Origin of the sequence: Gulbenkiania mobilis, from assembly GCA_004346645.1 — a bacterium.
Lineage (GTDB): Bacteria > Pseudomonadota > Gammaproteobacteria > Burkholderiales > Chromobacteriaceae > Gulbenkiania > Gulbenkiania mobilis.
The window spans coordinates 122,317-139,337 of the sequence record SMDA01000005.1 but is presented as its reverse complement, the minus strand read 5'-3'; the positions used below and the strand labels follow the sequence as shown (position 1 = coordinate 139,337).

The following is a 17,021-nucleotide window of genomic DNA, read 5'->3' as shown; positions in this document are numbered from 1 at the left end:
CACCCATGAAAGCAATCGGAAACATGCAGCAGGTTCGGACGCAACTGATGTTGCGCGGCTACCGGAGCGTGGAGGAATGGGCGCAAAGCCGGGGGCATATTTCGGCTTCTGTGCGGCGGGCGATTTATGACTGGGGCCAGCGGGAAGACCGCGAGCCGCACGGCGGCATCACCCGCCAGATCATGGCCGACCTGCGCAAGACGCTGGCCGACGAGCCGGTGATGCTGGAGGTGGAATGATGTGGATGCGGACCAAAGACCTGGCTGACATGCTGGGTTGCTGCAAGAAAACCGCCAAGACCTGGGCGGAGCGGATGGGGCTGCAAATCGAGTCCCGGCCCGTGCGCGGCGGCTGGGCGCACTATGTGTTCATCCCGGAAGACAAGTCGATTTCCCTGATGCGTCATGCCGACCATTCCCGCGCCCGCCGGGTGGCGGGACGCCCGAATGCCGAGCGGCTGGAGCGCTGCATGGAACTGGTGGATGGGATGGCGCAGAACTTCACCAAACGGGGCCGCGCCAAGCTGATCGCCACCCTGTATGAGGTGATGCCATGAGCCAGCGCGAATGGTTCTCGCCGCAGGAGCTGGCTGACATGCGGCTGCCTGGTATGCCCTCAACTGATCGCGGATGGCGCAAGCAGGTGCAAAAAAATTTGGCTGCAACTCGCACTAAAGAGCGAGGCAAAGGCATCGAAATCCACGTTTCGTCCCTGCCGCCGAAAGTCCAAGCCGCCATCAACGTGCATCTGGCGATTGAAAAGGCCAAGGAGCACACCGGCAGCGAGGCGGGCGCCGTCCCGCCGGCGCCGGCTTTGCCGGCTACGCCAAATGTCGCTGTTGCTACGCCGGATGTAGCGCCTTCCCTTCCCGCCCCCAGCGGCGAGCCCATCCAGGCGGGATTGCCCTCCCCTGCTAATTCCAGCCCGGCGGCCACCGTGGCGGGTGGGCTCACCCCTGGGGGCGGGGCGGATGCAGCGGCGGATTTCTTCGCCGCTGGCCTGGCTGCCGGTCTGGCCGTGGATGAAAACAGGGCCGAGACGATGAAGCGGGTGAAGGAGGCGGAGCGCCGCCTGCGCATCATCAAGCCCATTCTGGATTGGCCGGATGGCAAGCGCGGCAAGGCGGATTTTGTGGTGGCGCAGGCGCAGGCCCACGGCGAGAGCAAGGCCACGCTGTACCGCTGGATCAAGCGTTACCAGCAAGGCGGGTTCCCGGCCTTGATGGACAAGCCGCGCAGCGACAGGCATCAGGCCCGCGTGGTGATCTATTCCGACTGGGAAGTGGCGGCGCGGGGTTGCGGCATTTCGCTGGAGAAGCAGCTTGAGATTGCGCATGAGCTGACGCTGGTGGTGCGCGGGCTGTGGGCGCAGCAGGGGCAGCGTTCGGCCAAGCAGGTGGCGCTCTTGGCTTACCCGGTGCTGCACAAGCTGTCGGTCGCCGCCGGAATGCCGGAGTTTGTCGCAGATAAAGCGTGCAAGTTGCTGAAGGCCCGGCGCTTCATCGAGGGGGAGCGGCGCTTTGCGGTGGTGGCGACGGCCAGCCGGGATGGCAAGGGGCATTACGACCGGCACCAGACGAGCATTACCCGCAGCCGGGCGATGCTGAAGCCGGGGGATATTGTGTTTGGCGACGTGTCGCCGTCTGACATTCCCGTTACCCGCCCGGATGGAACGCTTGGCTGGGCGCGGTTGATTGCCTGGCAGGACGCGGCGACCAACATGCTGCATATCACCGGGTTCCTTTCCAATCCCGGCGGCAGCGTGCGCCGGGAGCATGTGGCGCTGGCCTTTGCCAAGATGTGCGAGGACGCGCCCTGGGGCATGCCGCGCCGGCTGTACCTGGACAACGGCTCTGAGTATTCGTGGATGGAGATGCTGGATGCCTGGCGCGATCTGGCGGTGTTCTCCGCCGGGGCGTTTGGCGGCGCGTGGGGCGACGACGCCCTGGGCGAAGAGGGCCGGGTGTTCCGCTCGATCCCGTTCAAACCCCGCGCCAAGAGCCTGGAAGGCCAGTTCTCCAACCTGCTGCGCTTCTTTAGCTGGCACAAGAGCTTTAGCGGCAGCGACCGGATGCGCAAGAAGGTGGCGACGCTGGGCAAGGGGGTTTCGGCCACCAGCCTGGATGACCTGAAGGCATTCATCGGCCAGTCGCTGGCGTTCTACCACGGGGTGCCGCAGGGTGGGCATCTGGAAGGCATGAGCCCGGCCGAGAAGATGGCGGAGTTCCAGAACCTGGGCTTCAAGCGCACGGTGGTCAATAGCGAGGCGCTGGCGCTGGCATTTTCTGAGCGCAGCGAGCGCAAGGTGCGCGCCGGGCAGGTGGAGGCCGGGGGCTGGCACTACTACCACCCCAGGCTGCATGAGTACGACGGCGAAACGGTGAGCGTGCGCTGGCCGCGCCATTCGCCGGATGCGGCCTATGTGTTCAGGAAGGGGCAGCTCTTGTGCGTGGCCCTGCCCGCCCCGGTGTTTGCCTTTGCCGACCCGGCTGGCGCCAAGCATGCCGGCAAGCTGGCAACGGAAGCCCGCCAGGCGGTGAGCGTGATGAAGGGGCAAGTGGCCTGGCTGGACCCGCGCGACCTGATGGGCGAATTCGCCCGGCTTGCCCGCGTCGACCGCGTGATCGACGCCGCCAGCCACGGGGAGCGGCGCATTGCGCTGTCTGCCGATGCGCAGGCGATGCTGGACGCCAGGCAGGCGGCGGTGCTGGCCCTGGTGGATGCCGCCGCGCAGCAGAAAACCCAGATTCTCGACCGGCGCTTTGACCATTCCGCCGACCCGGACGTGGAAGCGGCACGGGCGATGGGATTTTGATTTGTTTCAACTCGCGTAAAAAAGGAGAAAAACCAATGGAAGTCAGAGATACCAGGTTCGTGAAGGAGGCGCTGGCGGTGGCCCGGCTGGCGCTGGAAGCGGACAACCCGATTGCCGAGATTACCGGCGGCACCGGGAGCGGCAAGAGCACGGCGGCCAAGCGCATCGTGGAGGTGCTGGGGGCGAAGCGGATTGCGTGCTGGGACGGCATCAGCCGCCACCAGTTGCTGAAGAAGGCCGCTGAGGCGCTGGGCATCGAGGGCACGGGGGCGGTGGATCGGCTCTTGATGGATGCAGTGGAAGAAGGCGCCGCCCGGCGGATGCTGGTGGTGGATGAGGCCAACAAGCTGAACTGGCGGGCGCTGGAAGCGCTGCGCTACCTGGCCGACGAATGCAACGTGGCGGTGGTGCTGGTGGGGACGGAGTTCTACGAGCGGCAATTCACCGGGGCGCGCACCCGCGAGCTACTGCTGCAACTGGGCCGGCGCATCGGCGCCAAGCGCAGCCGCATGGGGCATCTGGACCGGGCCGAGACGTACAGCCACATCCTGAAGCCGGTGTGCGGCGACTGCGCCGACAAGGAGATCGTGACCAAGTTCTGGCACGGCTGCCGCAAGGGCAACTGGGGCGACGGCATGGAGCTGGCGCAGGAGTGCCGCCGGCTGATGGCGGTGCATGAGTTGCCAGCCTTGAATGCGGCGGTGCTGGATGCGGCGCTGGCCTGGACGGCGAACCGGCATGCGGTGGAGGTGTGAGATGGAAAAGCTAGTCGAAAAGCCGGTCACGCAAGCGCTCACAGGCATCGAGCAGGCACTGTGTCTCCTCAATGAGGCGCTGATCCTCCTGCGATCTAGCGGACTCGTTTTGCATGAAGAGGTCTCGGTAGAGCAGATCGACCGCATCCATGAGCGGATTGAAGCCGCGCATACGGAAATCCGCTTGCTTGATCGCCAGCACCAGCACGTCGAGCTGGTTCATGGTGGAGAAAAGCTGGTCATGAAGCCGATCCTTCTCAGCCCGCAGGCTGCTGACATGCTGGCGCATCGAAGAAAGCTCGACGCGGAGCTGGCTGGCCTCGAATTCGCGGAGCAGGTGATGTTCCCGAAGGATGGCGACTTCAGCGGCAAGGTCTTTAATCGTCGGTTTCATACCGAAAGCGTAGCACGGGAGGGTGAGTGATGGCGCAGACCCCGAGACAGATGGCGAGCAACCAGCAGCGCACCCTGGCAACGATGCAGCGCCGGCTGCTGGTGACGGATACGGTGGCATTTGAGCCGGAGGACTGATGGAGCTGACGTTGGCAGACATCGGCGCCGTGCTGGGATGTTCCAAGGCGGTGGCCAGCCGGTTGCGCTCCGGCAAGTACGAGCGGCCCGGCAGCGAGTTGATCCAGCGGTATCAGGCGCTGGAAGAAGTGGTGAAGAAGGCGGCGGCGGGCAAGGAAAAAGCCAGCCTGAACGATTTGTGTTTCGCGTGCCCCCGGCAGGATTGCGGCGGCTGCCGGGTGGCGGAATTGACGGTTTAAGCCCTGGCGGCGTGCCAGGCGGCAGCATCGGCAATATCGGCCTCGTCGGTTTCGCCATGCTGCACGACCTGATCGTCTTCCAGGAACCAGTATTCAAGCGGAGGTTTGCAATGCGGCAAGAGAGCAAGCAGCACGGCGTCAAGCTCGTCGTGAACATCGAAGGTCAAGACGGCCACGACACCGGTGCCGTCAATGAGGTAGCAGCGCGGCGCGCAGGTGAAGGGCGAAATGCTCCTCCGGTTCTCCGGCGTCGCCGGAAGGCCGATCAAGCTGGCGCGGACGTTGGCAATGATGGAGAGGTCGGTTTCAAGGTCGGGAAAAACGCGGTGCATCGGTGGCTCCGGCAGTTCGAGCGAAACGGACATCTTATGCCAACGCTGCGCGGCTGACTCATACAGGACATTAAGGAGCAAAGACATGGAAAAAATCATCGGCATCATCATCGGCAAGGCGCTGGGCAACTGGCAGCGCATCGACGCCGAGGGCAACAGCATCGCGCCGGCCGCCGGCGACTTCGACGCCCACCCGACCTACGCCGGCATCGCCGACGAGGTGATCGACGGACAGCAGATGGTTCGTGTGCCGGCCTTCTACTACCGCGCCGGCGCCGTGCCCGCCGGCGAGCACGCGGGCAAAAAGGCGCTGTGGGTCAGCCCCGAACCCGCGCCCGGCTTCGAGCTGCACCCCGCGTTCCGTCACCACGGCGCCGAACTGGCCCAGTTCCACGTCGGGAAGTTCCAGGGCACGCCGGACGGCGACGACAAGCTGGGCAGCCAGCCCGGCCTGAAGCCGTTGGCCTCCATCAACTTCCCGACCATGCAGGCGCGCGCCGCCGCGCGCGGCGAGGGCTGGATGCTCTGGAGCATCTACCAGCTCGCGGCCATCCAGGCGCTGCTGCTGATCGAGCTGGGCACGCCGGACGCCAGATCCATCCTGGGCGATGGCAACGTGAATGGCGGCGGCGTGCGTCCGGTTGATGATGAAGTGGTCACCCAGGCCACCTGGCGCGGCATCGTCGGCTTGTGGGGCAACGTCTGGCAGATGGTCGATGGCTTGCAGACCAATGCCGACAGCGAATACCGCATCTGGGCCACCGACGGCAGCCAGACCTACGTGGAGACTGATGTCGGGGCGCCGGGCGATGGCTGGTTCCGCCGCCGCGCCACCGACCGCGACGCCGGTTTCGACCTGGGCGCGGTTTTCCTGCCCGCCACGACGCGCGACGACCGCGACGAATCGGCCTTCGGCGACTACTTCTGGAGCTTCCCCAACACCGTGGCCTACCACGGCGGCACTTGGGGCAACGGCGCGTACGCCGGCCTGTTCTCTCTGCTCGTCTTCTACGCCGCATCGAACTCTTACACGACCATCGGCGGCCGCCTCGCAAAGGTGTAATGGGGCATGTGACCCGAGTCATGTTTCCAGCCAGGCCCACCAAGCGGGCCGGTATCTGAGGGCATCACCACCCTGGCCGGGGTGGGCTTTGGAGAAATCGAAATGGCAAAAGCCAAACTGAAAGATGAGGTCGTGGTGGCAGCAGAAATCGTTGAGCGCGAAACCGGCGAGGTGAGCGCGGCCGATCCTTCCCTGATCCGGCTGGGGATGAAGGGCTGGGACATCCAGAAGCAGATTGCTGCGCTGGAAGAAGAACTGAAGCCGATCAAGGCGCAGCTTGCCGAGGCGCTGGTGGGCAACAGCCTGGTGATCAAGGGGGTTTGCCGGGTGGTGGTTTCCGAGTCCGAGCGGGTGTCGATTGGCGATGCGGACAAGCTGGCGGCGGTGCTGGGCGAGCGCTTTGGCGACCTGGTGAAATGCGAGGCCGTCTATAAGCCGGAGCCGCGCCTGGTGGAGATGGCGTGCGATGCCGACGACCCCTTGCAGCCGTCGATCCGCGCCTGCCTGAAGGTGGGCAAGTCCACCAGCGTGAAATTCCTGGCCGAAAAGTAACAGCCCGCCGGGTCAATGCCCTGCCGCCTGTGCTGCGGGCGGGGCATTCGCCAGACTGGCTGGAGAACTGGAGAAGATGATGAGTACCCTGGTTGATCGTATCAACAAAGGCATGACCACCGAGCAGGACGCCCGGCTGGTTGATCGCGTGCTGCACCGGGCGGCCGCCTACGAAATAGCCCTGCGCCGGATTGCCGTGCATGGCGCGGGCGATGCCGCCATGCTGGCCACGCGGGTGCTGTGCGACCCGGAATTTGCCTACGAACCCGCTGCCGAGGCTTACGATGCCTGCCGCAACGCCTGAGCGCCGCGCCCTGATCGGGCTGGCCCACAAGGCCGCCGTGCTGGCCGGCCTGTCTGACGACGAGCGCAAGGCCGTGCAGCGGGCCGTGGTGGGCAAGGAAAGCTGTGCCGACATGACGGATACCGAGCTGCGACGGCTACTCTGGCATTACAAGGGCAAGGGCGTGCAGATTGGCGTGCCGGGGCCGAAGCCGCGCGGCGGTGCCGGCTGGGAGCGGCCCACGCCCAGCCAGTGGGCGGAGATCGAGCGCCTGGCCCTGTCGTTTGGCTGGGCGGATGGCCTGGACGATGGCCGGCTGGCGAGCTTCGTTGGCCGAACGGCGGGGGTGGATGCGGTGCGGTTTTTGTCCCGCGATGGCGCGACCCGCGTGATTTCCGGGCTGAAGCGCTGGCAGAAGAGCCTTTCAAAGCGGGGTGAATCATGATGCTGGGACGCTGCCCCGTGTGCCACAGCCAGATCAGCCTGGAGGCGGTGTGCCAGGACGAGGCCGGGCGCGAGCTGCTGGGTATTCTGGCGAACCTGCCGGGCGAAGCTTCCCGCGCACTGGTGCAGTATCTGGGCCTGTTCCGCCCCGAAAAGCGCGACCTGTCGAACGACAGGGCGCTGCGCCTGGCGCGTGAGGCGCTGGCGCTTTGCGCGGATTCTTTGCGACTTTCTGCGGCCATGGCCGAGACGGTGGAGGCAATTCGCGCCAAGTCCGGCGCGGTGCCGATGAAGAATCACAACTACCTGCGGCGGGTGCTGGAAGGGATGCCTGCTGCCATGCCAGTCCAGGCTGGCGGGCAGCTTGTTGATGCACTGGCGGTGCGCATGCACGAAGAGGCGGTAAGGCGATCAGCTCCCGCTGCTGGCCGGCGCATCACTGCCGCCGAGCAAGCGGCTATGGCTATCAGGAATGTATCGTTCGGAGATGACGAGTGAAGGTCCACGTCAAAGTTCCTCGTTGGCTGGGTGAGATCGTCAAGTATCACATGGAGCGGCTGCGCCTTCTGAATCTCGACGGCTCGCCGGCTGGCGTGGCAATGGGCGAAGTGACGCGCATCTGGGCGGAAACACTTGCTGCGAGTGGCGACTACGATGAAGCGCTGGATGCCGGAAGGTTTCATACGGCGTTCATGACCCTGGCGCGAGTGCGTGAAAGCTGGCCTGCCCCCAAGCACTTGCTGGAGGCATTGCCGGCGCGTCCGGAACCGCTTAAACTCCATGCGCCTCCGGCAACGGAGGCAGACCGCGAGAGGGCGCGGGTGATGTTGGCCAGCATCACCAAAAAGCTGAGGATGCCCCACAGCCATGAAAGCGGCTCGCCTGAAAAACTCCGCACGCCTAAGGCGCGTGGCTGATCTGCTCGCCGACGGGCGAGAATACTCCACCCTCGACATCATCATCGGCGCCGGTGTGTGCGCCGTGAATTCCTGCATTGCCGAATTGCGTGACAACGGGCTGGCGATTACCTGCCGCCGCGAGGGCAACACCTGGTTTTATCGCATGGAGGCGACCCATGCCGCTGCCTGAGACCCTGCCCGAAGGCGCGGTGATCCTGCATGAATCCATCGCCGCCGGACTGTCCGAAGTGCTGGGGCTTGCCCCCGAGGCTGCCGACCAGGCGGCTTATGACGTGCTGCGCCGGGTGCTGGAAACCTGCGGCGGCGAATACTTCTACGTGCCCAAAGACATCCGCCTGGCGGCGCATGGCCGCGACATCGAGGTGTGGCGCAAATTCACCGGGCACAACCAGCGGCAACTGGCCCGCGAGTTCGGCATCACCGTGCAGTACGTCTATCAGATCATTGCCCGCCAGCGGGAAAAAGACAAAAAAGAGCGCCAGGCCGAGCTGGGCCTGTAATCCGCCACCCTGCCTTGCCCTGGCGAAACGGGCTAAACGCCTTTAATTCAGCCCGCTCAGTCCATGCCGCCAGAATGGACGGCATGAGACGACTCCTCCCCTCCTTTCTTGTCCTGTCGGCTGCCGGCCTGATCGGCATCGCCGTGCACGAAGGCTACCGGGAAACCGCCTACGACGACGGCGTGGGCGTGCAGACCGTGGGCTTTGGCAGCACCACCCATGCCGATGGGCGCAAGGTAGCGCGCGGCGACAAGATGTCGGTGGAGCGTGCCCTGGTGCGCCTGGGGCAAGACGTGGACCGCATGCAGCGCGAGATGAAAGCCTGCCTGGGGCCGGTGCCGCTCTACCCGCATGAGTGGGACGCCTACGTTTCGCTGACCTACAACATCGGCACAGGCGCCTTTTGCCGGTCGACGCTGGTCAAGCGCCTGAAAGAAACCCCGCCGAACTACGACGCGGCCTGCGCCGAAATCCTCAAGTGGAACCGGGCGGGCGGCCGGGTCATGGCCGGGCTGGTCAGGCGCCGGCAGGATGAATTCAAACTGTGCACGGAGGGGCGGCCATGACGCCAGTATCCATTGTCGCAAGCTGGCGCCCGTGGGCGACCCCGCTCCTGGCGGCGGCGGTCACGGGGTGCGCCGTCTGGTTTGTTCAGGCCGTGCGCCTGGATAACGTGCGGCTGGAGAGCGCCCGGCACGAGGCCGAACTGCGCAGCGAACTGGAGGCCGCGCGTGCGGCGGCGCAGGAAGCGGCGCGGGCGCAGGAGCGGATTTTTCAAACGCGAATCCATGAGGCAACCCATGCGCATCAACAAACCCTGGCGCGGGTGCGCGCCGATCATCGCGCTGCTCGCACTGAGCTTGAGCGGCTGCGCGACACCCTTGCCCAGCCCTACGGCCTGTCCCTCGCTGCCGGCGGCGCCGACGGTCTCAACCCCGATCCCGCCCGAGAGCTACTCGGCGAGTGCGCGGCAACATATCTTGATCTGGCGCAGCAGGCTGACGGCCATGCCGCCGATGTCCGGCTCCTCCTCGACGGGTGGCCGCAATGACTGAATATCAGATTGCCGACGGCATCCCCATTACCTGGCTATTGAGCGTTTCCGGCATCGTGCTGGGGGGCGTGTTCGGCCTGTTGAAGTGGTTTGCCGGGCGCATGATCGACGAGATCGAAACCCGTTTGAAGCGTATCGACGACCTGGAAGGCCGCTTTGAACGGCTGATGGCGGAACTGCCCTTGCATTACCAGCGGCGCGAGGATGCGATCCGCGAATACACCACGATCAACGCCAAGATCGACCGCCTGACCGAAGTGCTGATCGACATCCGGGGGGTGATGAATGCAAAACAGAATTGATGCCGCCATCGACATGGCGCGGGCCGAGCGCGAGGCGCTGCGCTGGATCCTGCTGTCGGCGCTGTGGCACGGGCGGCCTTATGGCGTGAATGAGCATGTGCTCTTGATGACGGCGCGTGACGTGCTGCTGCGCTCCACGGCCGACCAGGTGCGCGCTGAATTGTGCAGCCTGGAAAAGCGCGGCCTGGTGGCGATTGGCAAGAGCGGCCCCGTGTGGTGGGCGGAACTGACGGCGGAGGGCGAGAGCCTGGTGGAATACCGCGCCGACTGCCCGCCCGACATCGCCCGCCCGCCGAGGTGGTGACATGCGCCGCGACTGGGACAAGATTCGCGCCGTGCTCCGGGCGGTTGAGGATGCGCCCAAGGGGCGCTCCGTTGGCCGGGATGACATCCCTGGCCTTGAGGCTGACGAAGCGGTTGAGTATTTCTGGATGCTTGCAGAGGCCGGACTGGTCAAGGGCGATCCGAAGGTGTGGCCTGATCGGCTGATGGGCTTGACGTGGGCCGGGCACGACCTGGCGGAAATCCTGCGCAAAGAAGGATTTTTTCAGCAGATCAAGGATGAGGCCAAGCGGCGTGGCGTGGCCCTGACGATGGATGCCATCGGGCAGCTTGCCAGAATCATTCTGGGGGGCGCGTAATGGCCCGCCGACCCAAAATCGACAGCCTGCCTGCCGATCTGAAAACCCAGCTAGAGCGCCTGCTGCTGGACAAGACCCACGGCGGCTACATGGCGCTGTCGGCCTGGCTGAAGGAGCAAGGCTTTGAAATCAGCCATGCCGCCGTGCATCGCTACGACCAGCGCCTGCAAAACGTCATGTCGCGCATCAAGGCCAGCACCGAGGCGGCGCGGCTGATTGCGCAATCCGCCCCCGATGAAGCCGACGAGCACAGCGCGGCCGTGCTGCGGATGGTGCAATCGAGCCTCTTTGAGGCCATGACCCGAGTGACCGAAGCGCAGGATGCCGACCCCGCCGACCAGGTGAAGATTTTAAGCCAGGCGGCGCGGGCGATTGCCGAGGCCAGCCGGGCCAGCATCGGACAAAAGAAGTGGGCCGATGAAGTGAAAACGAAACTGGACGCCATCGAGCGCGAGGCCGGACGCGCCGGCCGCACGCTCGATGCCGAGACGCTTAGAGCGGTAAGGGAGGGGTTGTATGGCGGGTGAGCACAAGCCGGTAACACCATTTCTGAGGTACGTGGGCGGCAAGCGCTGGCTGGCGCGCCGCATCATCGCCATGCTGCCCGAGCACACCTGCTACGTCGAGCCGTTCGGCGGCATGGGCGCGGTGCTTCTGGCCAAGCCACGCAGCAAGGTCGAGGCCTGGAACGACATCGATGGCGGACTCGCCAACGTGATGCGCTGCGCCAAATACCACCCGGACGAACTGGAGCGCGAGCTGTCCTTCATGCTCATGCACCGCGGCGAGCGGCTACGGTGGCGGGCGACGCATCCAGGCGAGACTGACATCCAGCGCGCGGCACGCTGGATCATGGTTCGGCACTCAGGGTTTCAGGGTGGAGCCGGGCGCGGCTTCTGTGTCAGCAAGACAGCCCCAGCCAAGCCGATCCCGAAGCTTGTCGACCAGATGCGCGCCGTATCGCAGCGTCTGCAAAGCGTCATGATCGAGCAGTTGCCATGGCAGCGCATGATCGACCTCTACGACGGGGAGGGAACGGTGTTTTTCCTGGACCCACCCTATGCGGACGGCGACCAGCAGATCTATGACCACGCCTTCAGCGCTGACGACCACGCCGCGCTGCGCGAGCGGCTGCGATCCGTGCGCGGACGCTGGATACTGACCTACGGCGATCATCCCCTCATCCGCGACCTCTATCGCGACTGCCACATCGAGGAGGTGCGACGTGTGCGCGCGCTGAATCAGGCCGCCAAGCGTGACTACGTGGAGCTCGTGATCGCGCCATGAGCCCCCCCATCCTCTACCCCTACCAGCGCCGCTATCTGGCCGACGATGCCCGCTTCAAGGCGGGCATGTGGAGCCGCCAGACGGGCAAGACCTTCACCACCACCCTGGAGGCGGTGCTGGACGTGCTGGAGGCGGAAACCGCCGGGCGGGTGTCGCGCTGGACGATCCTCTCCGTCTCGCGCGACCGGGCGCTGGATGCGATGGACAATGGCGTGAAGCTGCACCTGCGCGCCATCGGGCAGGCGTTCCAGGCGCTGGATGAGCCGCTGGATGTGGACGAGCTCGCCCACGTGGTGCGCATCGGGCAACGTGGCAGCTATATCCGCGCCGTGGCGGCCAAGCCTTCCACCGCGCGCGGCATGAGCGACAACCTGATCCTCGACGAATTTGCCCACCACCAGGACAACCGCGCCATCTGGACGGCGCTCTTGCCGGTGGTCTCGCGCCCTGACCTCAAGCTGCGGGTGATTTCCACCCCCAACGGGCGGGGCGACAAGTTCTACGAAATCATGACCGCGCCGGACAGCCTGTTTTCCCGGCACGTGGTCACCATCCACGACGCCGTGGCGGACGGCCTGCCGCGCAACGTGGACGAACTCAAGCGCGCGATGGCCGACCCCATCGCCTGGGCGCAGGAGTTCGAGTGCCAGTTCGTGGACGAGGCTACCGCCTGGCTGCCCTATGACCTCATCGACGGCTGCGAGGATGCCGACGCCCCCGGCGTGTACCAGGGCGGGCCGGTGTATGTGGGCATGGACTTTGCCGCCCGTGGCGACCTCACGGTGATTGCCGTGCTGGAGCAGGTCGGCGACGTGCTGTGGCTGCGGGAATTGATCGAATTGCGCGCGACAAGTTTTGCGGAACAACTGGCGACGCTCGACCGCGTGATGCGGGATTACCGCGTCACCCGCGCCGCGCTGGACCAGACCGGCCTGGGCGAAATGCCGGTACAGGAAGCGCAGCGCCGGCATGGCAGCTACCGGGTGGAAGGCGTGCTGTTCTCCGTGGCGCGCAAGCTCGACATGGCGACGGCCCTGAAGGAGCGCATGGAAGACAAGCGCCTGCGCCTGCCGGTGGGCAATACCACCTTGCGGCAAGACCTGCACAGCGTGCAGCGGGTGGCCGGCCCCACGGGCGCGCCGCGCCTGGTGGCGGAACGCAGCGAGAACGGCCACGCCGACCGCTTCTGGGCGATTGCCCTGGCGACCGCAGCGGCGCACCAGCCGCGCGTGCCGATCGAATTCAAGAGCGCCGGCCAGCGAGTAGCCGCCGGCCTGCCCTACAACAGCAACTGGGAAGGCTTTTATGGCTAAACCAACGAAAACCCGCTCCAGACGGCCAGCGCCGGGCGCCGTGGCCGACTTTGCGGCCACGAAGGCCGACAAGCAGGAGATTGCCGCCAGCCGGGACGGGCGCGACATTACCCGTGGCTGGCTCTACCCGCTGCAACTGGCCCCCGTGGATGACACGGTGCTGCTCGAACGCGGCGGCGGCGATTACCGCACCTATGATGAAGTGATCCGCGACGACACCGTGCGCGCTGCCGTCAATCAGCGCGTGCATGGCGTGATTGCCCGCCCCTGGCAGGTGCGGCCGGGCGGCAAGCGGGCCATCGACAAGGCCGCCGCCGACTTCCTCCAGGGCGAGCTGGATGCGCTGCAATGGGATAACGTCACGGCGCAGATGCTATCGGGCGTGTTCTACGGCTTCTCCGTGGCGGAGGTCATCTGGCGGGCCGACGGTGGCAAGGTGGGCATTGCGGACATTCGCGTGAGGAACCGCCGCCGCTTCGGCTTCGACGGCGAATCCCGCCTGCGCCTGAAGACCCTGGAAAACCCCTGGCCGGGCGAGCTGCTGCCGGAGCGCAAGTTCTGGGTGGCGCGTTTCGGCGCTGATCATTTCGATGCGCCTTATGGGCTGGGCCTGGCGCACTACCTCTACTGGCCGGTGTGGATGAAGCGCAACGCCTTGCGCTTCTGGGCCGTCTATCTGGAAAAGTTCGGCACCCCGACGGTGCTTGGGCGCTATCCCGGCGGCACCAGCGAGGAAGAGCAGAACAAGCTGCTGGCAGCCCTGCAAGCGGTGGTGCGCGATTCCACGGTGATCCTGCCCGAGGGCATGGCGGCCGAGCTGCTGGAGGCGACCCGCGCCGGCACGGCGGACCACGCCGGCTTCATTGCCGCCATGGACCGCGCCATCCTGAAGGTTTCCCTGGGGCAGACCGCCACCGTGGAAGGCACCGCCGGCAAGCTGGGCAACGACAGCGAGCGCGAGCGGGTGAAGGACGCGATTCTACAGGCCGATGCCGACGTGCTTTCGGCCAGCTTCTGCGACAGCGTGTCGACCTGGCTCACCGAGTGGAATTTCCCCGGCGCCGCCGTGCCGCAGGTGTGGCGCGTCTTTGACGACGAAGACCTGGACCGGCGCATCGTGCGCGACAAGGCCATCTTCGACATGGGCTTTGTGCCCAGTCTGAAATACCTGACCGAGACCTATGGCGGCGAGTGGGAAGAAAAGCCCAAGCCCGAGCCCGTTGGCCGCAACAATCCGACTGGCGAACCGGCGGCGAAGCCATTGGCGAACCATGCGGAAACTTCGGGTTCGCCCATCCACGCCGAGCCGAAAGACGCCGACCCCACGCCGGTGACGGCGCAGGTGGCCCAGATGCAGGCCGAGGCCCGCATTGCCTGGGAGGAGATTCTGGAGCGGGTGCAGGCCCTGGCCGATGAGGCGGAAAGCCTGGAGGCCCTGCGTGAGCGCCTGCTGTCCGCCTACGGCGACCTGCCCACGGATGAGCTGGCCGAGATCATGGCGATGGGCTTTGCCGCCGCCGATCTGGCTGGGCGGCTGGATGTGAAAGAGGAGTCCGGCGATGGCCGATGAAATCGACCGCGCCAACGACCTGGTGGCGATGATGGCGAGTGCCGCCGTGGCGGAAATCTGCCGCGCTGCCGGCAAGCAGGATGCGCAGCCGACGGGCTTTTGCCTGTGGTGCGGCCATGTGGTGACAGACAACGCCCGCTGGTGCGATGCCGAATGCCGGGATGACTGGGAGTGGGCCAATGCCCGTGGCCTCTGATCCGAAGCTGGCTTTTGCCCTGCGCCGACCCTTTGCCGAGCAGGTGGCCTTCTTTCGCGGCAAGCTGGGCAACCAGGTGCCGACGGCCACCTGGCGCGATCTATGGAAAAGCCAGCACGACCGCGCCTTCATGGTGGCGGGGGCGGCCAAGGCCGACCTGCTGGCTGATCTGGCCGGCGCCGTGGATGCGGCGATTGCCCAGGGCGAGACGCTGGCGCAGTTCAGGAATCGCTTCAAGCAGATCGTGAGCGACCGGGGTTGGTACGGCTGGACCGGCGAAGGCAGCAAGGCGGGCGAAGCCTGGCGCACGCGGGTGATTTACGAAACCAACCTCTTGACCAGCTACAGCGCCGGGCGCCTGGCGCAGTTGAAGGCCGGCGGCTACCGCTACTGGATGTACAAGCATTCGGACTCGGTGCGCCACCCCCGCCCGCATCACCAGGCGCTGAACGGCGTGGTGCGCCCGGCGGACGATGCTTTCTGGCAGACGCACTACCCGCCCAATGGCTGGAATTGCTTCCCTGGTGACACCTTGGTGCGGGCCGATGCCCGTTTAGGCCAGCGGTTCTTCTATCGCGGCCAGATGGTGGAGTTGCGGACGGCGAGCAGCAAGCGGATTGCCCTGACCGTCAATCATCCAGTATTGACCGGGCGCGGATGGGTTGCTGCGGGCGAAGTCCAGGCAGGCGACCAGATGATTCAGGCAGGCGTCGACATCAATGCCGCGCTGGTTGGGATCGTACACAATCCACAGCCGCCAGCCCGTGCCGACAATCTGTTCCAGGCGCTCGCGGCGCAGGGATTTCGCGTCATTCCAATGGCGGCGGACGATTTCCACGGCGACGCCGGCAGCGGGGAAGGCGAAGTCCACATTGCGGGTGCCGACGGCATGCTGGTGGATGTAGTCCATGCCGCGCTGGGACATGGCGGCGGCAAACCCGGTTTCTATGGCGCACTGGCTGGCAGTGTTGAATCCACCAACATTGCCGGCGGCACGGCGAACCAGGCGGCGATCATTGGCGATGCCGTTCTTTCTCAGAATGCCGCCGACGGTGGGCTTTGCCAGGCCAAGACGGCGGGCAATGGCGGCCTGGCTGACATTGCCAGCTCGGTACATCGAAACGACCTTGCGCTCGATGTCGTCGTTTCGCGCATCGGCAATGGCCCAGGCGGCGGACATCAGGCGGGCCTGCCAGTCGCCCGTGGTCTTTTCGGTTTCCCACCTGGCGCGCATTCCGTCGCTTCTGTTCCGGACGGGGATGTTGTGCTGGCGCAGGATTCTGGAGAGGGCGCAGCGGGAATATCCGGTCTCTTCGGCAAGCTGCTTGAGGCTAACGCCGGACTGGTAGCGACGGATGAAGTGGTCGACGTCAGGCAATACGATTGGGCTGGACATGTCTATGATTTCTCCACGAAAACAGGATTGATTCTAGCGGGCGGGCTAGTGGTTAGCAATTGCCGTTGCCGTGTTCTTGGCGTGGATGGCCCGGCATCGGCCAAGCGCCTGGGCGGCGACATGAACAAGCCGCTGCCGGAGGGCTGGGATGAGATCAACCCCAAGACCGGCGAGCCGGTGGGGATTGATAAGGGCTGGGGGTATATGCCGGGCGGGACGGTGGCGGATTCCATCAGCCAGCTTGCCGGCAAGGTGCCCAAGCTGCCTGCCGAGGTGGGCGCTTACCTGGGCAAGGATTTGCCCCTGGATAAACTGGCCGACGAGTTTGGCGGCTTCTTTGACCGGGCGCTGGCGAGCCGCGCCCGGCCTGAAGGCAAATGGATGGTGGTGGGGGCCATGAAGCCCGAGTGGGTGGCCCGCATGAAAACCGCCGGGGTGATGCCGTCGACCGCAGAAATCGCCATCCGCGACCGGGACATTGCGCACGCCTTCCGGGATGCCAAGGGGCACAAGCTGCCGGCAACGTGGTTCCGCGATCTGCCTCGCCATCTGCGCAACCCGCAGGCGGTGATTCTGGACGAAACCCATAGGGAAGGCCCGGCGCTGCTACTGATCTACGACGCGCCAGGCGACGCCAAGAAGCTGGTGGTGCGTGTGAATTACCGGGGCAAGAAGGCCGGCGAGATGAACATCGTTGAAACCGGCCAGACGGTGGATGTGGAAGGCATTGCCAGCAGTATCGGCAAGGGCTACACGCTGCTGGAAGGGTGGCTGTGACATGGGGCTGGACTCGAACCAGCATCATCATCCTATGCGGACTGCCCTTACC

The 17,021-nt window shown here is 65.5% G+C and carries 26 protein-coding genes; 25 read left to right on the top strand and 1 reads right to left on the bottom strand.

Annotated features, from left to right (window positions below):
* Positions 1-5 precede the first annotated feature (5 nt).
* The 6 genes from EV669_RS09250 to EV669_RS09225 all read left to right on the top strand — a co-directional run bounded on the left by EV669_RS09250 (position 6) and on the right by EV669_RS09225 (position 4,339).
* Positions 6-239 carry a hypothetical protein gene (locus EV669_RS09250; RefSeq protein ID WP_132098507.1) on the top strand — a complete coding sequence of 78 codons (234 nt, stop codon included), beginning with the start codon at positions 6-8 and terminating at the stop codon, positions 237-239.
* Positions 236-556: a hypothetical protein gene (locus tag EV669_RS09245; RefSeq protein ID WP_132098506.1), complete on the top strand. Its 321-nt coding sequence runs from the start codon at positions 236-238 to the stop codon at positions 554-556. The genes EV669_RS09250 and EV669_RS09245 overlap by 4 nt, the downstream gene beginning before the upstream one ends.
* Positions 553-2,814, top strand: a complete 2,262-nt coding sequence (locus EV669_RS09240) for a Mu transposase C-terminal domain-containing protein (protein WP_132098505.1) — start codon at positions 553-555, stop codon at positions 2,812-2,814. The genes EV669_RS09245 and EV669_RS09240 overlap by 4 nt, the downstream gene beginning before the upstream one ends.
* A 35-nt stretch (positions 2,815-2,849) precedes the next feature.
* Positions 2,850-3,569, top strand: a complete 720-nt coding sequence (locus EV669_RS09235; RefSeq protein WP_132098504.1) for an AAA family ATPase — start codon at positions 2,850-2,852, stop codon at positions 3,567-3,569.
* 1 nt (position 3,570) lies between these two features.
* Positions 3,571-3,993 carry a hypothetical protein gene (locus EV669_RS09230; protein ID WP_132098503.1) on the top strand — a complete coding sequence of 141 codons (423 nt, stop codon included), beginning with the start codon at positions 3,571-3,573 and terminating at the stop codon, positions 3,991-3,993.
* 106 nt (positions 3,994-4,099) lie between these two features.
* Positions 4,100-4,339 (top strand): hypothetical protein, encoded by a 240-nt coding sequence (locus EV669_RS09225; RefSeq protein ID WP_207913835.1) that lies wholly within the window; start codon positions 4,100-4,102, stop codon positions 4,337-4,339.
* Here the strand turns inward: EV669_RS09225 and EV669_RS09220 are convergent.
* Complete coding sequence (locus EV669_RS09220) at positions 4,336-4,758, bottom strand: hypothetical protein (protein WP_165922738.1); 423 nt, start codon at positions 4,756-4,758, stop codon at positions 4,336-4,338. The genes EV669_RS09225 and EV669_RS09220 overlap by 4 nt on opposite strands.
* Between EV669_RS09220 and EV669_RS09215 the strand changes: the two genes are divergently transcribed.
* The 19 genes from EV669_RS09215 (at position 4,757) to EV669_RS09130 (ending at position 16,969) form a co-directional block, all read left to right on the top strand.
* Positions 4,757-5,734, top strand: coding sequence for a hypothetical protein (locus tag EV669_RS09215; protein ID WP_132098501.1), 978 nt, complete (start codon positions 4,757-4,759; stop codon positions 5,732-5,734). The two genes, EV669_RS09220 and EV669_RS09215, sit on opposite strands and share 2 nt — an antisense overlap.
* 102 nt (positions 5,735-5,836) lie before the next feature.
* Entirely contained in the window at positions 5,837-6,286 is a 450-nt protein-coding gene (locus EV669_RS09210; protein ID WP_132098500.1) for a hypothetical protein, read from the top strand.
* A gap of 79 nt (positions 6,287-6,365) precedes the next feature.
* Complete coding sequence (locus EV669_RS14065) at positions 6,366-6,590, top strand: hypothetical protein (protein ID WP_165922737.1); 225 nt, start codon at positions 6,366-6,368, stop codon at positions 6,588-6,590.
* The gene (locus EV669_RS09205; protein WP_165922736.1) at positions 6,571-7,014 is read left to right on the top strand and encodes a regulatory protein GemA; all 444 of its coding nucleotides are present in this window, start codon (positions 6,571-6,573) and stop codon (positions 7,012-7,014) included. The genes EV669_RS14065 and EV669_RS09205 overlap by 20 nt, the downstream gene beginning before the upstream one ends.
* On the top strand, positions 7,011-7,511 hold the full coding sequence (locus EV669_RS09200; protein WP_132098498.1) for a hypothetical protein: 501 nt from the start codon (positions 7,011-7,013) through the stop codon (positions 7,509-7,511). The genes EV669_RS09205 and EV669_RS09200 overlap by 4 nt, the downstream gene beginning before the upstream one ends.
* Positions 7,508-7,930, top strand: coding sequence for a hypothetical protein (locus tag EV669_RS09195; RefSeq protein WP_132098497.1), 423 nt, complete (start codon positions 7,508-7,510; stop codon positions 7,928-7,930). The genes EV669_RS09200 and EV669_RS09195 overlap by 4 nt, the downstream gene beginning before the upstream one ends.
* Positions 7,923-8,102, top strand: coding sequence for a hypothetical protein (locus tag EV669_RS09190; RefSeq protein WP_207913832.1), 180 nt, complete (start codon positions 7,923-7,925; stop codon positions 8,100-8,102). Before EV669_RS09195 ends, EV669_RS09190 begins: the two co-directional genes overlap by 8 nt.
* The gene (locus EV669_RS09185; protein ID WP_132098495.1) at positions 8,089-8,433 is read left to right on the top strand and encodes a Mor transcription activator family protein; all 345 of its coding nucleotides are present in this window, start codon (positions 8,089-8,091) and stop codon (positions 8,431-8,433) included. Before EV669_RS09190 ends, EV669_RS09185 begins: the two co-directional genes overlap by 14 nt.
* 83 nt (positions 8,434-8,516) lie before the next feature.
* Complete coding sequence (locus EV669_RS09180) at positions 8,517-8,999, top strand: lysozyme (protein ID WP_132098494.1); 483 nt, start codon at positions 8,517-8,519, stop codon at positions 8,997-8,999.
* On the top strand, positions 8,996-9,484 hold the full coding sequence (locus EV669_RS14060; protein ID WP_165922735.1) for a hypothetical protein: 489 nt from the start codon (positions 8,996-8,998) through the stop codon (positions 9,482-9,484). Before EV669_RS09180 ends, EV669_RS14060 begins: the two co-directional genes overlap by 4 nt.
* Positions 9,481-9,789, top strand: a complete 309-nt coding sequence (locus EV669_RS09170; protein ID WP_132098492.1) for a hypothetical protein — start codon at positions 9,481-9,483, stop codon at positions 9,787-9,789. The genes EV669_RS14060 and EV669_RS09170 overlap by 4 nt, the downstream gene beginning before the upstream one ends.
* Complete coding sequence (locus tag EV669_RS09165) at positions 9,773-10,093, top strand: cytoplasmic protein (protein WP_132098491.1); 321 nt, start codon at positions 9,773-9,775, stop codon at positions 10,091-10,093. The genes EV669_RS09170 and EV669_RS09165 overlap by 17 nt, the downstream gene beginning before the upstream one ends.
* A 1-nt stretch (position 10,094) precedes the next feature.
* Positions 10,095-10,430 (top strand): DUF2513 domain-containing protein, encoded by a 336-nt coding sequence (locus EV669_RS09160; protein WP_132098490.1) that lies wholly within the window; start codon positions 10,095-10,097, stop codon positions 10,428-10,430.
* Entirely contained in the window at positions 10,430-10,957 is a 528-nt protein-coding gene (locus EV669_RS09155) for a phage protein Gp27 family protein (RefSeq protein ID WP_132098489.1), read from the top strand. The genes EV669_RS09160 and EV669_RS09155 overlap by 1 nt, the downstream gene beginning before the upstream one ends.
* The gene (locus EV669_RS09150) at positions 10,947-11,717 is read left to right on the top strand and encodes a DNA adenine methylase (protein ID WP_132098488.1); all 771 of its coding nucleotides are present in this window, start codon (positions 10,947-10,949) and stop codon (positions 11,715-11,717) included. The genes EV669_RS09155 and EV669_RS09150 overlap by 11 nt, the downstream gene beginning before the upstream one ends.
* A complete protein-coding gene (locus EV669_RS09145) occupies positions 11,714-13,030 on the top strand; it encodes a phage terminase large subunit family protein (protein ID WP_132098487.1) in 1,317 nt (438 codons plus the stop codon). Before EV669_RS09150 ends, EV669_RS09145 begins: the two co-directional genes overlap by 4 nt.
* Complete coding sequence (locus EV669_RS09140) at positions 13,023-14,600, top strand: DUF935 domain-containing protein (RefSeq protein ID WP_132098486.1); 1,578 nt, start codon at positions 13,023-13,025, stop codon at positions 14,598-14,600. The genes EV669_RS09145 and EV669_RS09140 overlap by 8 nt, the downstream gene beginning before the upstream one ends.
* Positions 14,590-14,796, top strand: coding sequence for a hypothetical protein (locus tag EV669_RS09135; protein ID WP_132098485.1), 207 nt, complete (start codon positions 14,590-14,592; stop codon positions 14,794-14,796). The genes EV669_RS09140 and EV669_RS09135 overlap by 11 nt, the downstream gene beginning before the upstream one ends.
* Positions 14,780-16,969 carry a phage minor head protein gene (locus EV669_RS09130; protein WP_132098484.1) on the top strand — a complete coding sequence of 730 codons (2,190 nt, stop codon included), beginning with the start codon at positions 14,780-14,782 and terminating at the stop codon, positions 16,967-16,969. The genes EV669_RS09135 and EV669_RS09130 overlap by 17 nt, the downstream gene beginning before the upstream one ends.
* Positions 16,970-17,021: the final 52 nt, after the last annotated feature.

Excerpts from the sequence above, each read along its gene's own strand:
- EV669_RS09250 (WP_132098507.1), top strand. The coding sequence starts at position 6 with ATGAAAGCAATCGGAAACATGCAGCAGGTTCGGACGCAACTGATGTTG.
- EV669_RS09245 (WP_132098506.1), top strand. The coding sequence starts at position 236 with ATGATGTGGATGCGGACCAAAGACCTGGCTGACATGCTGGGTTGCTGC.
- EV669_RS09240 (WP_132098505.1), top strand. The coding sequence starts at position 553 with ATGAGCCAGCGCGAATGGTTCTCGCCGCAGGAGCTGGCTGACATGCGG.
- EV669_RS09235 (WP_132098504.1), top strand. The coding sequence starts at position 2,850 with ATGGAAGTCAGAGATACCAGGTTCGTGAAGGAGGCGCTGGCGGTGGCC.
- EV669_RS09230 (WP_132098503.1), top strand. The coding sequence starts at position 3,571 with ATGGAAAAGCTAGTCGAAAAGCCGGTCACGCAAGCGCTCACAGGCATC.
- EV669_RS09225 (WP_207913835.1), top strand. The coding sequence starts at position 4,100 with ATGGAGCTGACGTTGGCAGACATCGGCGCCGTGCTGGGATGTTCCAAG.
- EV669_RS09215 (WP_132098501.1), top strand. The coding sequence starts at position 4,757 with ATGGAAAAAATCATCGGCATCATCATCGGCAAGGCGCTGGGCAACTGG.
- EV669_RS09220 (WP_165922738.1), bottom strand. The coding sequence starts at position 4,758 with ATGTCTTTGCTCCTTAATGTCCTGTATGAGTCAGCCGCGCAGCGTTGG.
- EV669_RS09210 (WP_132098500.1), top strand. The coding sequence starts at position 5,837 with ATGGCAAAAGCCAAACTGAAAGATGAGGTCGTGGTGGCAGCAGAAATC.
- EV669_RS14065 (WP_165922737.1), top strand. The coding sequence starts at position 6,366 with ATGAGTACCCTGGTTGATCGTATCAACAAAGGCATGACCACCGAGCAG.
- EV669_RS09205 (WP_165922736.1), top strand. The coding sequence starts at position 6,571 with ATGCCTGCCGCAACGCCTGAGCGCCGCGCCCTGATCGGGCTGGCCCAC.
- EV669_RS09200 (WP_132098498.1), top strand. The coding sequence starts at position 7,011 with ATGATGCTGGGACGCTGCCCCGTGTGCCACAGCCAGATCAGCCTGGAG.
- EV669_RS09185 (WP_132098495.1), top strand. The coding sequence starts at position 8,089 with ATGCCGCTGCCTGAGACCCTGCCCGAAGGCGCGGTGATCCTGCATGAA.
- EV669_RS09180 (WP_132098494.1), top strand. The coding sequence starts at position 8,517 with ATGAGACGACTCCTCCCCTCCTTTCTTGTCCTGTCGGCTGCCGGCCTG.
- EV669_RS14060 (WP_165922735.1), top strand. The coding sequence starts at position 8,996 with ATGACGCCAGTATCCATTGTCGCAAGCTGGCGCCCGTGGGCGACCCCG.
- EV669_RS09170 (WP_132098492.1), top strand. The coding sequence starts at position 9,481 with ATGACTGAATATCAGATTGCCGACGGCATCCCCATTACCTGGCTATTG.
- EV669_RS09165 (WP_132098491.1), top strand. The coding sequence starts at position 9,773 with ATGCAAAACAGAATTGATGCCGCCATCGACATGGCGCGGGCCGAGCGC.
- EV669_RS09160 (WP_132098490.1), top strand. The coding sequence starts at position 10,095 with ATGCGCCGCGACTGGGACAAGATTCGCGCCGTGCTCCGGGCGGTTGAG.
- EV669_RS09155 (WP_132098489.1), top strand. The coding sequence starts at position 10,430 with ATGGCCCGCCGACCCAAAATCGACAGCCTGCCTGCCGATCTGAAAACC.
- EV669_RS09150 (WP_132098488.1), top strand. The coding sequence starts at position 10,947 with ATGGCGGGTGAGCACAAGCCGGTAACACCATTTCTGAGGTACGTGGGC.
- EV669_RS09145 (WP_132098487.1), top strand. The coding sequence starts at position 11,714 with ATGAGCCCCCCCATCCTCTACCCCTACCAGCGCCGCTATCTGGCCGAC.
- EV669_RS09140 (WP_132098486.1), top strand. The coding sequence starts at position 13,023 with ATGGCTAAACCAACGAAAACCCGCTCCAGACGGCCAGCGCCGGGCGCC.
- EV669_RS09135 (WP_132098485.1), top strand. The coding sequence starts at position 14,590 with ATGGCCGATGAAATCGACCGCGCCAACGACCTGGTGGCGATGATGGCG.
- EV669_RS09130 (WP_132098484.1), top strand. The coding sequence starts at position 14,780 with ATGCCCGTGGCCTCTGATCCGAAGCTGGCTTTTGCCCTGCGCCGACCC.